Source organism: Streptomyces smyrnaeus (genome assembly GCF_017676345.1).
Taxonomy (GTDB): Bacteria; Actinomycetota; Actinomycetes; order Streptomycetales; family Streptomycetaceae; genus Streptomyces; species Streptomyces smyrnaeus.
Map to the genome: position 1 here is coordinate 123,315 of NZ_JAFFZM010000002.1, position 14,189 is coordinate 137,503.

General features: G+C 69.4%; 12 protein-coding genes. 6 read left to right on the plus strand and 6 right to left on the minus strand.

What is annotated here, in order from left to right:
• Positions 1-16: 16 nt before the first annotated feature.
• The 6 genes from murJ to trxA all read left to right on the plus strand — a co-directional run bounded on the left by murJ (position 17) and on the right by trxA (position 8,146).
• A complete protein-coding gene (murJ, locus tag JW613_RS04020; RefSeq protein ID WP_209209328.1) occupies positions 17-2,422 on the plus strand; it encodes a murein biosynthesis integral membrane protein MurJ in 2,406 nt (801 codons plus the stop codon).
• Positions 2,423-2,556: 134 nt separating this feature from the next.
• Positions 2,557-4,677 (plus strand): protein kinase family protein, encoded by a 2,121-nt coding sequence (locus JW613_RS04025; protein ID WP_209209329.1) that lies wholly within the window; start codon positions 2,557-2,559, stop codon positions 4,675-4,677.
• Positions 4,678-4,729: 52 nt separating this feature from the next.
• The gene (sigM, locus tag JW613_RS04030) at positions 4,730-5,539 is read left to right on the plus strand and encodes an RNA polymerase sigma factor SigM (RefSeq protein ID WP_209209330.1); all 810 of its coding nucleotides are present in this window, start codon (positions 4,730-4,732) and stop codon (positions 5,537-5,539) included.
• Positions 5,536-6,642, plus strand: coding sequence for an anti-sigma factor family protein (locus JW613_RS04035; protein WP_209209331.1), 1,107 nt, complete (start codon positions 5,536-5,538; stop codon positions 6,640-6,642). Before sigM ends, JW613_RS04035 begins: the two co-directional genes overlap by 4 nt.
• Positions 6,643-6,747: 105 nt before the next feature.
• Complete coding sequence (gene trxB, locus JW613_RS04040) at positions 6,748-7,734, plus strand: thioredoxin-disulfide reductase (protein WP_209209332.1); 987 nt, start codon at positions 6,748-6,750, stop codon at positions 7,732-7,734.
• 82 nt (positions 7,735-7,816) lie between these two features.
• Positions 7,817-8,146, plus strand: coding sequence for a thioredoxin (gene trxA / locus JW613_RS04045; RefSeq protein WP_209209333.1), 330 nt, complete (start codon positions 7,817-7,819; stop codon positions 8,144-8,146).
• 115 nt (positions 8,147-8,261) lie between these two features.
• Here the strand turns inward: trxA and JW613_RS04050 are convergent, their stop codons facing one another.
• From JW613_RS04050 to yidC, 6 genes are all read right to left on the minus strand, one after another.
• Entirely contained in the window at positions 8,262-8,882 is a 621-nt protein-coding gene (locus JW613_RS04050; RefSeq protein WP_209209334.1) for a GNAT family N-acetyltransferase, read from the minus strand.
• Positions 8,883-9,037: 155 nt separating this feature from the next.
• On the minus strand, positions 9,038-10,207 hold the full coding sequence (locus tag JW613_RS04055; RefSeq protein WP_209209335.1) for a ParB/RepB/Spo0J family partition protein: 1,170 nt from the start codon (positions 10,205-10,207) through the stop codon (positions 9,038-9,040).
• On the minus strand, positions 10,204-11,406 hold the full coding sequence (locus JW613_RS04060; RefSeq protein WP_245225065.1) for a ParA family protein: 1,203 nt from the start codon (positions 11,404-11,406) through the stop codon (positions 10,204-10,206). Before JW613_RS04060 ends, JW613_RS04055 begins: the two co-directional genes overlap by 4 nt.
• A gap of 301 nt (positions 11,407-11,707) precedes the next feature.
• A complete protein-coding gene (gene rsmG / locus JW613_RS04065) occupies positions 11,708-12,472 on the minus strand; it encodes a 16S rRNA (guanine(527)-N(7))-methyltransferase RsmG (protein WP_307865784.1) in 765 nt (254 codons plus the stop codon).
• Entirely contained in the window at positions 12,469-12,981 is a 513-nt protein-coding gene (locus JW613_RS04070; protein ID WP_099882800.1) for a Jag family protein, read from the minus strand. The genes rsmG and JW613_RS04070 overlap by 4 nt, the downstream gene beginning before the upstream one ends.
• 20 nt (positions 12,982-13,001) lie before the next feature.
• On the minus strand, positions 13,002-14,186 hold the full coding sequence (gene yidC, locus JW613_RS04075; protein WP_185017607.1) for a membrane protein insertase YidC: 1,185 nt from the start codon (positions 14,184-14,186) through the stop codon (positions 13,002-13,004).
• Positions 14,187-14,189 lie beyond the last annotated feature (3 nt).

The following is a 14,189-nucleotide window of genomic DNA, read 5'->3' on the forward strand; positions in this document are numbered from 1 at the left end:
GGGGTAGGTAGCGAAGATGAACGCGCCGTATGGCGGCGACCGGGGCCGGACCCCCGGTGACGGCTCTGGCCAGCCGGAAGACGCGTACGTGCCGGACGCGTACGGGCCCGACCCGTACGACGAGCGCGATCCCTCGGCCCAGGGCCCGCACGCCTGGCAGCCTTCCCCCGACCGGCAGCCCTACCAGGAGCAGCAGCCTTTCCCCGACCGGCACCCCCAGCAGGGCGGGCAGCCCCAGCAGGGCGGGCAGCCCCAGCAGGGCGGGCAGCCCCAGCAGGGCGGGCAGCCCCAGCAGGGCGGGCAGCCGTACCAGGGCCAGTCGTACCAGGAGAGCCAGCCGTACCAAGGGGGCCGGCCGTACCCGGGAGGGCAGGCCTACCAGGGAGGGCAGGCGCCTCAGGGAGGGCAGGCGCCACAGTCCCCGCAGGCGCCACAGCCGTCGCCGGCGCCGGCCGACGCCTTCGCGCACCTCTACCGCGACCAGGGCCACGCCCCACCGCAGCACCCTCACTCGCCACCGCCCCCGCCCCCGCCCCAGCAGACCGGCCCGCCCCCGGCCCCGTACCAGGGCCCGCCCCAGGGCCGGAACCAGGGCCAGGGGCCCGGCCATGGCCAGCAGCCTCCGTTCCACCCCGAAGCCACCCAGCCGCCGCAGCCCTACCCGCCCGAGCCCGGGGCGCCCGGCGCCGCCGAAGAGCCTTCCGCGCAGACGGTCAACCTCGGCACCGTCGCTCCCAGGGCGGCCCCGCCAGCAGCAGGGGATGCCGCCGCGCCCGCCAAGACCGGCGGCGGGGGAGGGCTCCTCAAGTCCAGCGCCATCATGGCCGCGGGCACGATGGTCTCCCGGCTCACCGGATTCGTCCGCTCCGCGATGATCGTCGCCGCGCTCGGCGCCTCGGCCCTCGGTGACAGCTACCAGCTCGCCATCACGCTTCCGACGATGCTCTACATCCTCACCGTCGGCGGCGGCCTCAACTCCGTCTTCGTCCCGCAGCTCGTCCGGTCCATGAAGGACGACGAGGACGGTGGGCAGGCGTATGCGAACCGGCTGCTGACGCTGGTCGCCGTGATCCTGGGCGGACTGGCCGTGGCCGCCGTCTTCGCCGCACCGCTGCTGGTGCGGCTGATGTCGGTCAAGCTCGCCGAGAACCCGGCCGCCAACGAGGTCACCACCACCTTCGTGCGCTACTGCCTGCCCTCGATCTTCTTCATGGGCATCCACGTGGTGATGGGCCAGGTACTCAACGCGCGGGGCCGCTTCGGCGCCATGATGTGGACCCCGGTCCTCAACAACATCGTCATCATCACGACGATCAGCATGTTTCTGTGGGTGTACGGCACCGCCGACACCTCGGACCTGACCGTCAACACCATCCCCCCCGAGGGCGTACGGCTGCTGGGCATCGGCACCCTGCTGGGCCTGGTCGTCCAGGCGCTGGCGATGATCCCCTATCTGCGGGCCGCCGGGTTCCGTATCCGGCCCCGCTTCGATTGGCGCGGCCACGGCCTGGGCAAGGCGGCCAAGCTGGCCAAGTGGACCATCCTGTTCGTGCTCGCCAACCAGGCCGGCGTACTGGTCGTCTCCCAGCTGTCCACCTGGGCAGGCACCACCGCCGCCCAGGACGGCCACTCCGGCACCGGTTACATCGCCTACTCCAACGCCCAGCTCATCTGGACCATGCCGCAGTCGATCATCACCGTCTCGGTGATGGCGGCGCTGCTGCCCCGCCTCTCCCGCTCCGCCGCCGACGGTGACACCGGCGCGGTGCGCGACGACATCTCCCAGGGGCTGCGCAACTCGGCCGTCGCCATCGTCCCGATCGCCTTCGGCTTCGTGGCGCTCGGCATCCCGATGTGCACCATGATCTACGGCTCGGCGGGCGAGGACGCGGCCCGTTCCATGGGATACATGCTGATGGCCTTCGGCCTCGGCCTGATCCCGTACTCGGTGCAGTACGTCGTGCTGCGCGCCTTCTACGCCTACGAGGACACCCGCACCCCGTTCTTCAACACGGTGATAGTGGCCGCCGTCAACGCCGCCGCCTCCGCCCTGTGCTTCCTGCTGCTTCCCGCCCGCTGGGCAGTCGTGGGGATGGCCGCCTCCTACGGGCTCGCCTACATCATCGGTGTCGGCATCGCCTGGCGCCGGCTCCGCAACCGGCTGGGCGGCGATCTGGACGGGCGGCATGTGATCCGTACGTACACCAGGCTGGCGGGTGCCAGCGTCCCGGCCACCATCGCCGCGGGCGCCGCGGCCTGGGGCATCACCCATGCGCTGGGTGTCGGCACCCTCGGCTCGATCGCCGCCCTCGTCGGTGGAGGGATCGTTTTGGGCGCGGTTTTCGTCCTAGCGGCGAAGCGCATGCGCATCGAGGAGATGACGGCGATGCTCGGCATGGTCCGCGCCAGGCTCGGCCGATGAAAAACCCGGCCGGAAACCGGCGTATACAACCATCATTCGCCCCCGCGTGTCGTGCATAGCGGCGAGGTGTAGGCACAATGTTTTTGGCCGTTTCCAGGAAAACGGCCACAACGGATGGGGAGGCAGGAACGACGGTGGCGGAACGGAGCACAGCCGCTGTCGGCGTGGCCGAGACCAGCGGTGCGAACGACGAACCGCTGACCGCCCAGCAGGACGGGGCCACGGGCGACGGTGCGACGGACGCGACGAACGGACACAGTCACGACGCCGGGGCTTCCCCGCACAAGGAGGCCTCCACCCACCCCTCCGACGCCGCACCTCTGACGGAATCCCCCGGTGCCACGTCCGGCGCGGAGTCCCCCGAAGGGACCAGCGCCGCCGAGCCGGATCCCGCCGACCCGGAAGCGGGCCCAGCAGACCCGGGAGCCGCCTCGGAATCGGCCCCGGAACCGGGCCCCGACGCCGCTGAGACCTCCGCCGCCTCCCCTGCAGACCCCGCGGGCCCCGCGGACCCTGCGGGCCCCGAAGAGACGTCCGCCGCCGAGACCTCCGCCGACGAAGCCGGTACCGAACCAGACGCCGTAACCGCTGCCGAGGTTGACACTGCGGCCGAAGAAACCGCGGGCAAGGCGGCGGCGAAGACCAAGAGCGGCCCAAAGGACGACCCGAGGGACGAGCAGAAGAACAGCGCCAAGGAGCCCGCCGAGGGGCGGGTGCCGGAGCTGCACAGCGGTCACAAGCTCGCCCGGCGCTATCGCCTCGAAGAGTGCGTCACCCGCCTCGACGGCTTCAGCAGCTGGCGTGCCGTCGACGAGAAGCTCCGCCGCGCCGTCGGGGTCCATGTGCTGCCCGCAGGGCACGCCCGGGCCCGGCAGGTGCTCGCCGCGGCACGCTCGGCCGCTCTGCTCGGCGACCCCCGGTTCGTGCAGGTCCTCGACGCGGTCGAGGAGGACGACCTGGTCTACGTCGTCCACGAGTGGCTGCCCGACGCCGTCCCGCTCAACGAGCTGCTCGCCGCGGGCGCGCTGGAACCGCACGAGGCCTACCAGCTCGTCAGCCAGCTCGCCCAGGCACTGGCCGCCGCGCACCGTGAGGGGCTCGCACATCTGCGGCTGACGCCGTCCTGTGTGCTCCGCACCGGCATGGGCCAGTACCGCATCCGTGGGCTCGCCGTGAACGCCGCCCTGCGCGGCGTCACCAGCGACCATCCGCAGCGGGACGACACCGAGGCGATCGGCGCGCTGCTGTACGCGGCGCTCACCCAGCGCTGGCCGTACGAGGAGGGCGCACACGGGCTGCCCGGAGTCGGCTCGCTGGACATCGGTGCCCTGGTGGCCCCCGAGCAGCTGCGGGCGGGCGTCCACCGCGGGCTGTCCACGCTGGCCATGCGCGCCCTGGTCAACGACGGCGCCACCGCTTCCCGGCAGGAGCAGCCCTGCACCACCCCGGAGGAGCTGTCCAAGGCGGTCTCCGCGCTGCCCCGCATCCGTCCGCCGGAGCCGGCCTTCTCCGCCCCTCCGGCGTACCAGCACAACGGCTACCAGAAGGGCGGCTACGCGGGACCGGGCGGACCTGGTGGCGCGGCCCCCGGCACTCCGGCCGCCAGGGCGGGAGCGGAGCCCCCGGCCCCGCCCACGCTGCCGGGGCGTACCGGCAAGGTCCTCAAGTGGGGAGTCTCCGCGCTCCTGATCGCCGCGCTCGGGCTGGGCAGCTGGCAGGTCGCCGACGCGCTGCTCAAGGGCGAGCCGATCACCAAGAAGCCCGTCAAGCAGGCGAAGGGCGAGGACAAGCCGGCGCAGACCGGCAAGCCCGTCAAGGTCGAGGACGTACAGGACTTCGACCCGGAGAGCTCGGACGGCCGGGAGAAGCCGGAGCGGGCCGGCGACGCCGTGGACGGCAAGCCGAACACCTACTGGCTCACGGACAAGTACCTGGGACACGCCACGTTCGGCAACCTCAAGTCGGGCGCCGGCCTCATCCTCGACCTGGGGAAGACCCGGCAGGTCAGCCAGCTCAAGGTCGACTTCATCGGCAAGACCTCCGCGAGCTTCCTGGCGGCACCGAAGAGCGTCACCAACATGCCCTCCTCACTGGGCAGCTTCAGCAAGGTCGCCAACGGCTCCGGCGCCCACCTCACGCTGAAGGCGAAGAAGCCCATCAAGACCCGCTACGTACTGCTGTGGCTCACCAAGCTCCCACTCACCGACGAGGGCAACTACCGTGGTCGCGTCACGGAGGTCCAGGTCCTCAGTTGAGGCCGCGGGCGCCGCTTCCGACCTGGGCGCGGCAGGGTGAGGGGAGGGGCTGATGGCGAGCGAGGACGCGCCCGGTGCGATAGCCGGGCCGGACGACAAGGAACTGCTCGCCCGCCATGTGGCGGGCGATCCGGATGCGTTCGGCGAACTCGTCCGTCGCCATCGGGACCGCCTGTGGGCCGTGGCGCTGCGGACGCTCGGAGACCGTGAGGAGGCCGCCGACGCCGTGCAGGACGCCCTCATCTCCGCCTACCGGGCCGCACGCACCTTCCGCGGCCAGTCCGCCGTCACCACCTGGCTGCACCGCATCACGGTCAACGCCTGTCTGGACCGTGCCCGCAAGGCCGCCTCCCGCCGCTCGACGCTCACCGACGACACCGAGCGCATGGAGCAGCTGCTGGAACCGCAGGAGTCCGCGGCCGCGCCCGTCGAGCGCCAGGATGTACAGCGGCAGGTGGTCTCCGCCCTCTCCGAGCTGCCGGTCGAGCAGCGGGCCGCGCTCGTGCTGGTCGACATGCAGGGTTACCCCGTCGCCGAGGCCGCCGAAGTGCTGGAGGTGGCCGTGGGTACCGTCAAGAGCCGCTGCGCCCGTGGCCGCGCCCGGCTGCTCCCACTCGTCTCCCACCTACGCAGGGACGGCGACGGCGGCCCGAACGGCGACGCCGCCCCGGACAGGGGCAGCGGTACGAACAGGAGCAGCAGCCCGAACAAGGGCAGTGCGGACGGTGGCAGCAGCACCGAACGGAACCCGTCCTCGGGAGCATCCGTCCCACCACCAAGAGGGGTACCGCCGAAGACCGCGCGGAATGCCCAGCAGGACACCACTGGCTCCGGGGCCGTGAAAGGAGGGGGACAGGCATGACCTCCACATCCACCCCTTTCCCGCACGGCGAGCACCCGGAGGTACCCGAGATCTCCGCGCTCAGCGAGGGGATCCTGCCCGTCGAGCGCCAGGCGGACCTTCGCGCCCACCTTGTCGAGTGCGAGCTGTGTGCCGACGTGTACGCCTCGCTGGAGGAGATCCGCGAGACGCTCGGCGCCCTGCCCGGCCCCGCCCCCATGCCGGAGGACGTGGCGAACCGCATCGACGCGGCCCTCGCGGCGGAGGCGCTGCTGTCGGCGACAGCACCGGAGGAAGCCGAAACCGCTCCGTCCGAAGAGGCAGCTTCGGACGACGAGACAGCTCCGGACAACGAGGCCGCTCCTGGCGACAAGGCCGCTCCGGACAGCAGGACCGGTACGCGGGGCGGTGCCGTTTCACGTGAAACGGCTGCCGATCCTTCCGTCGAACCTGCATCGGAGCCGACCGCAGACCCGGTTTCACGTGAAACAGCCACCCCCGTCCCCCTCAATGTGCGACGCCGGAAGCGGACGGTGCTGCTTGTCGCGGCGGCTTCCGTGGCGGCACTCACGCTCGGCGGAATCACCGTGCGGGAGCTCACCAAACCGGCCCCCGGCGAGGTGAGTTCGGAGACCGCGCAGTCGGCGACCGGCAAGCATGCCCCAAAGGATCCGCCGAGCTCCACGTCCTCCACGGATACGGATGCCGGCGGCAGCAGCGACGACCAGCAACTGCGCAAGCGGGTCCAGCGGCTGCTTTCGGGCGAAGGATCACCGTCCCCCTCGCAGAAGCCCCCCGGCAACTCCGCACCGCCCAGCGACTCCCCCTCGGTCGACACCAAGCAGAGTCCCAGCAGCGACGACAACACGCTCCGCGACGACACCCTCGGCGGCGGACAGTCCGTACCGTCCTGCGTACGCGACGGGATCAACCGTACGGAGACTCCGCTGGCCGTTGCTCCCGATGCCCTCTTCGAGAACCGCACCGGCTATCTGGTCGTCCTGCCGCACCAGGGTGGCAACCCGAAGCTGGTGGACGCCTATCTGGTGGACCCCTCCTGTATCAGCGCCGACCCGCCCGCACCCGGGAAAGTGCTGTTCAAGGGGACCTACCCGCGCGGGTGACACGGGGACGCGGGCACGGGAATGTCTGCCCCGTAGGATCCGTTGGACGGGGTGCAAGCCTCGGCAGAAGATCCCGGAAGCAGTCGGCAGACAAGGAAGACTCCCGTGAGCGACGTCCGTAACGTCATCATCATCGGCTCGGGCCCAGCCGGATACACGGCTGCGCTCTACACCGCCCGCGCGTCGCTGAAGCCGTTGGTGTTCGAGGGCTCCGTCACCGCAGGCGGGGCGCTGATGAACACCACTGAGGTCGAGAACTTCCCCGGGTTCCAGGAGGGCATCATGGGCCCGGAACTCATGGACAACATGCGCGCCCAGGCCGAGCGCTTCGGCGCCGAGCTGGTCCCGGACGACGTCACGGCTGTCGATCTGTCCGGCCCGGTGAAGAGCGTCACAGACTCCAACGGCACCGTGCACCGTGCCCGGACCGTGATCGTCTCCACCGGCTCGCAGCACCGCACGCTGGGTCTGCCGCTGGAGGAGGAGCTCTCCGGTCGCGGTGTCTCCTACTGCGCCACCTGTGACGGCTTCTTCTTCCGTGAGCAGCACATCGCCGTCGTGGGTGGTGGCGACACCGCCATGGAGGAGGCCACGTTCCTCTCCCGCTTCGCGGCCTCGGTCACCGTGATCCACCGCCGGGACACACTGCGCGCCTCCAAGGCGATGCAGGAGCGTGCCTTCGCCGACCCGAAGATCTCCTTCGCGTGGGACAGCGAGGTCGCCGAGATCCACAGCAAGGACGGCAAGCTGTCCGGCCTCACGCTGCGCGACACCCAGAACGGCGAGACGCGCGAGCTGGATGTGACGGGCCTGTTCGTCGCCATCGGCCACGACCCGCGTGTGGAGCTGTTCAAGGACCAGCTGACCCTGGACGAGGACGGCTACCTCAAGGTGGACGCCCCCTCCACCCGCACCAATGTGCCCGGGGTCTTCGCAGCCGGCGATGTGGTGGACCACACCTACCGCCAGGCCATCACCGCGGCGGGCACCGGCTGCTCCGCGGCGCTGGACGCCGAGCGCTACCTGGCCGCGCTCACCGACGTGGCCACCGAGGAGACCCCGGAGCCGGAGAAGACCGCCGCAGCGGTCTGACGGCCCCAGTCATCGAGGGGGCCGGCCCGTCCCCCGCCGGCTCCCACCCACCCGCAGTACACAGAGAATGAGGAGAAGCACCATGGCCGGTGCCACCGTGACCGCGACCGACGCCGACTTCGACGACGTCGTCCTGAAGAGCGACAAGCCCGTGCTGGTCGACTTCTGGGCAGCCTGGTGCGGTCCGTGCCGTCAGATCGCCCCGTCGCTGGAAGCCATCGCCTCCGAGCACGCCGACAAGTTGACGGTGGTCAAGCTCAACATCGATGAGAACCCGGGCGTCGCTGCCAAGTACGGCATCATGTCGATCCCGACCATGAACGTCTACCAGGGCGGCGAGGTCGTGAAGACCATCGTCGGCGCCAAGCCGAAGGCCGCCATCGAGAAGGACCTCGCGGACTTCATCGGCTGAAGACCGCTTCACCATCCCTGAGGGGCGCTGTTTCACGTGAAACGGCGCCCCTCAGTCGTTCTCGGCGTATCAGTCGGCAGCCGGTACCAGTCGGCCACGAAGACCGCACCCGGTATCACAGCGGCCGAAGCGCCGGCTCCTTGCTATGGACCTTGCCCAGCAACTGGTCCAGCGCCCGCTCCATGTCATGGCGCCACGAGACGGTGGAGCGCAGCTCCAACCGCAGCCGGGGATGGCGGGGATGCGGGCGGACAGTTTTGAAGCCCACAGCGAGCAGATGGTCGGCTGGAAGCAGACAGGCCGGCTCCACCCACTGCGTGTCCGCGAAGGCTTCTATCGCCTTGAACCCCCGCTGCAGCAGATCCTTCGCCACCGTCTGCACCATCACCCTCCCGAGCCCCTGCCCCTGGAACTCCGGCAGCAGAAAGGCTGTCATCAGCTGCACCGCATCCGGGGAGACCGGGCTGGTGGGGAAGGCGAAGGAGCGCGGCACATATGCGGGGGGCGCGTAGAGCACATAGCCGACCGCTACGTCGTCGACGTAGACGACCCGGCCGCAGGAACCCCACTCCAGCAGCACAGCCGAGATCCAGGCTTCCTTCTCCAGATCCGGCCGCCCCGACCTCTTCGCTTCCTCACCGCTGACCGGGTCCAACTCCCAGAAGACGCAGCCACGGCAGCGCTTCGGAAGGTCCGGGAGATTGTCCAGCGTGAGCGGAACGAGCTGTCGCCCCATGACAGACATCGTATCCATGGGGCGACAGCTCGTCGGTGAGTTTCTTCTGTTGTGGCTCTACGAAGCCGAGTCTTCGAGGACTTCCCGCTGCCAGCAGTTCAGCCCTTCGAGGGGGCAGCCCTCCAGGAGGACAGCTGCTTCCAGAGGGGCAGGGTTCAGCTCTCGGCAGGATCGACGTCCTCGCCGCCGTCTCCCTCGGCGAGTTTCTGCTCCAGGACCCGGCCCTCTCCCGGGGCGAGCTGCCCCAGGATGCGCTCCAAGTCCTCCATGGAGGCGAACTCGACCACGATCTTGCCCTTCTTCTGGCCGAGATCGACCTTCACCCGGGTTTCGAAGCGATCTGAGAGCCGCCCGGCCAGGTGGTCCAGCGCGGGGGAGACCCGAGCACCGGCCCGGGGGCCCTTGGGCTTGGTGCTGCCCTTCGGCTTGCCGCCCATCAGCGTGACGATCTCCTCCACCGCACGCACCGAAAGGCCCTCGGCCACGATGCGGTGGGCGAGCTTGTCCTGCTCGTCCCCGTCCTCGACCGACAGCAGCGCCCGCGCATGTCCGGCCGAGAGCACGCCGGCAGCCACCCGACGCTGCACAGCCGGAGAGAGCCGCAGCAACCGCAGTGTGTTGGACACCTGCGGTCGGGAGCGCCCGATACGGTCGGCCAGCTCATCGTGGGTGCAGTTGAAGTCCTTCAGAAGCTGGTCGTAGGCAGCCGCCTCTTCCAGTGGGTTGAGCTGCGCCCGATGCAGGTTCTCCAGGAGCGCGTCGAGAAGGAGTTTCTCGTCCTCGGTGGCCCGGACGATCGCCGGAATCTGCTCCAGCCCCGCCTCGCGACAGGCACGCCAGCGGCGCTCACCCATGATGAGCTCAAAGCTGCCCGGCGTGAGCTCCCGGACCACCACCGGCTGCAGAAGGCCAACTTCCTTGATGGAAGTGACCAGTTCGGCGAGCGCATCCTCGTCGAAGACCTCACGGGGCTGCCGCGGGTTCGGGGTGATGGCATCGACCGGCACCTCCGCGAAGAACGCACCCCCGGCCTCCCCGGGAAGTTCGTCCTCCGCAGCCGCAGGAGCCGTTTCACGTGAAACAGCGTCTCCTGCCGCCTCGTCCTCGTTCTCCCGTTGGGAGAGCGCGGCAACCTTGGCTGCTGCCACCCCCCGCATCCCCTGCTCGGGAGCGATGACGGGAACGGCAGTGGGGGAGGTGGAGCCCCCGGACATGTTCGGCCTCTGCTGCTCGCTCTCCGCGACATCAGCAGAATCCGTCCCCGTTGGAGCCGCCGGGATCAGTGCTCCGAGCCCCCGCCCCAGACCCCTACGTCGCTCGCTCACTGAGTCCCCTCCGCCATGCTGCCGTGCTGTTGCGCCTGTGCTTGCTGTTCTTGTGATTGCAGTGCTTGCGGTACTTGCGCTTGATGCGCCTGCACATGTTGCGTGTGTACGTTTTCTGCCTGGATCTGCTGAGCCTGGAGCTGCTGCTGCGCTTGCTGCGCCTGCTCAACATGCGGATCTCGCATGGCGATTTCCCGCGCCGCCTCCAGATAGGAGAGCGAACCGCTGGAGCCGGGGTCATAGGTGAGGACCGTCTGCCCATAGCTGGGCGCCTCCGAAATGCGCACCGACCGCGGGATGTTGGTACGCAGGACCTCCTTGCCGAAGTGCCCTCGCACCTCCTCCGCCACCTGCGACGCCAGTCGGGTCCGGCCGTCGTACATGGTGAGGATGATGGTCGAGACGTGCAGCCGCGGGTTGAGATGCCCCCGCACCAGTTCGACGTTGCGCAGCAGTTGGCCGAGCCCCTCCAGCGCGTAGTACTCGCACTGAATAGGGATCAGCACCTCGGCACCGGCCACAAGGGCGTTGACCGTCAGCAGCCCCAGGGAGGGCGGGCAGTCGATGAGGATGTAGTCCAACGGCTGCTCGTACGCCTCGATGGCCCGCTGAAGGCGGCTCTCCCGCGCGACCAGCGACACGAGTTCGATCTCCGCACCGGCGAGATCGATGGTCGCTGGCGCGCAGAAGAGCCCCTCCACGTCCGGCACCGGCTGGACGACTTCCGAGAGCGGTTTGCTCTCCACCAGAACGTCGTAGATCGATGGAACCTCGGCGTGGTGGTCGACTCCCAGTGCAGTGGAGGCGTTGCCCTGTGGATCGAGGTCGACGACCAGAACCCGGCCCCCGTGCAAGGCCAGTGAGGCGGCGAGGTTCACCGTCGTGGTGGTCTTGCCGACGCCGCCCTTCTGGTTGGCGACGACCATGATCCGGGTCTGAGCGGGGCGGGGCAGGCCCTCCCCGGCTCGATTCATCGCCTCGACCGCCTGCTGGGCCGCTCGACCGATCGGTGTGTCATCCATGGGCGGTGGCGTCTCACGTGCCGCGTCACCGCGGGGAGCGACCCCACCCGCGCTGGTATCCCCTGGTTCTGTGCGGGGACCGGGGACCGGGTCGGCCATCGGTCCCGCGATGTTGGCGTCGGACCGCAACGGTTCACTCTCCTCAACATCAGGCTCGCTATGAACAGAGCCTCCCATGCTTTCGGTCCCGTGAACCAGCGAGCCCCGCTCAGTTGTGGACAACTCCACTTCAGAGCGGGGCTCAGGGGCGGTCTGGCCGCGCGCACTGGCGGCAGCGCGACCTCGATTGATGATTCCGTGCAACAGAGAGCGGCGTTTCACGTGAAACACGATGCACACGCACCGGACGGTGTCCGCCGCGACACTCCGCTCCGCGGGGCCTTAAGCGTTTTTATGGAGTAACCGAATCAGCGTTTCAGCGCCGACCGGGCGACCCACCGGGCCGACGCCTCAACGCTGCTCGGTCACTCCCGGCATCTCAACGCCGACGCCGGCCACCCCGCGTCGAGCGACCGCTCGCACGGGCTGCCTTCTCCGCCTTGACGCGCCGGGCCGCGAAGCGCACCCCTCCGGGGCTCTCGCCGACCCGCGCCCGGACGACCGTCGAGGGCGGATCCACCAGCTCACGGCCGATCTGCTCCACCGTCGTCTCCACGACACCCAACTTGTGCAGCGCGTCCCGTGCGGCACGGACCTCGTCCTCGGCGGTGTCGCCCTTGAGCGCCACCATCTCGCCGTACGGCCGCAGCAGCGGGACGCCCCAGCCGGCCAGCCGGTCCAGCGGCGCCACCGCACGGGCCGTCACCACATGGACGGGCGTCAGCGTGCCCAGCATCTCCTCGGCACGGCCTCGCAGCACCGTCACATGGTCGAGGCCGAGCAGTTCCACGACCTCCTGGAGGAAGGTCGTCCGCCGCAGCAGCGGCTCCAGCAGCGTGATCTCCAGATCCGGCCGGACCAGCGCCAGCGGGATGCCCGGCAGCCCGGCCCCCGAACCGACATCGCAGACCGTGACGCCCTCGGGCACCACCTCGGACAGCACCACGCAGTTCAGCAGGTGCCGCTCCCACAGCCGGGGCACCTCGCGCGGACCGAGCAGTCCACGCCGTACCCCGGCATCGGCCAGCAGCTCCGCATACCGCTCGACAGCAGGCAGGCTGTCACCGAACGCCTTGTGCGCCGCCTCCGGTGCGGGCGGAAGTACCGCCTGCTCCTCCGGGGGCTCCCCCGACCGCTGTGTCACGGGAGGACGACCACGCAGCGCTGCGGCTCCTCGCCCTCGGACTCGCTGCGCAGTCCGGCGGACTTCACCGCATCGTGTACGACCTTGCGCTCGAAGGGCGTCATCGGGCGCAGCTTCACCGGCTCGCCGCTGCTCTTCGCCTCCTGCGCCGCCTTGTCGCCGAGCTCCGCCAGCTCCTCCCGCTTGCGGGCCCGGAAACCGGCGATGTCGAGCATCAGCCTGCTGCGGTCACCGGTCTCCCGGTGCACCGCCAGCCGGGTCAGCTCCTGGAGGGCCTCCAGGACCTCCCCGTCCCTGCCGACCAGCTTCTGCAGATCGCGGGACGAGCCCTCACTGATCACCGACACCGCGGCGCGATCGGCCTCGACGTCCATGTCGATGTCGCCGTCCAGATCGGCGATATCGAGAAGTCCCTCGAGGTAGTCGGCCGCGATCTCACCCTCCTGTTCGAGGCGGGTCAGGGTGTCGGTGTCGGCTTCGGTGCCTTCTGGGACAGTGGTGTCCGTCACGGCGGGGACTCCTTCGGTGCTCACTTCTTGGAGGGGTGCTTGGGACGCTGCGGGCCCTTGCGCTGACCGGACTTCTTCTGGCCCGACTTCTGCTGCTGGCCCGACTTGGCCTGGCCTGCCGCCTTCGACCCGCCGCCCTGCTTCTGGCCGGCGCCCTTCTGCCCAGTGCTCTTCTGGCCGGACTGGCCGCCCTGCTTCTGGTTGCCCTTGGGGCCCGTCTTCTGCAGGGACGTGGCTGCGGAGGCGGAGTCGTCCTTCGTGGCGACGGAGCCACCGCTCTGGCGCTTCGCCTTGGGCTGCCGCTTCGGCTGCTGCCGCCGGACCCGGGCGGCCTCGGCGGCCTCACGCGCCTCGACCTCCTTCGGGTCCTCCTTGAGCTTGCCCTTGGCGCGCAGCTTCTCCTGGCGCTCCTCGAAGGCACGCGAGCCGGGGGTCGGGTTGCGCTTGATGACGTACATCTGCTGGCCCATCGTCCACACGTTGGTGGTCAGCCAGTAGATGAGGACACCGACGGGGAAGTTGATACCGAAGACGGCGAACATGATGGGGAAGACGTACATCAGCATCTTCTGCTGCTGCATGAACGGCGTCTTCACCGTCAGGTCGACGTTCTTGGTCATCAGCTGGCGCTGCGTGTAGAACTGCGACGCCGACATCAGGACGATCATGATGACCGTGACGATGCGGACGGTGGTCAGCGAGGCGTCCCCCAGGCTGGCCACGTCGCCGGCGCTGTCCATGAACTTCGCGGCGATCGGCGCGCCGAAGATGGTGGCGTTACGCGCGCTGTCGACCTGGTCACCGGTGAGTACACCCACCGCCTTGTCGTTGGCGATGTGGTTGAGCACCTGGAAGAGGGCGATGAAGAAGGGCGACTGCGCCAGGATCGGCAGGCAGCTGGAGAGCGGGTTGGTGCCCGTCTCCTTGTAGAGCTTCATCATCTCTTCGCTCTGGCGCTGCTTGTCGCTCTTGTAGCGCTCCTGGATCGCCTTCATCTTCGGCTGGAGCGCCTGCATGTTCCGGGTCGACTTGATCTGCTTCACGAAGAGCGGGATCAGGCAGATCCGGATCAGCACCACCAGGCAGAAGATGGACAGACCCCAGGCCCAGCCGCTGTCCTCGTCAAAGACCAGGCTGAACAGCGAATGGAACTGGACAATGATCCAGGAGACAGCGGTATAGAGAGGACTCAGGATCGTGTCCACGTA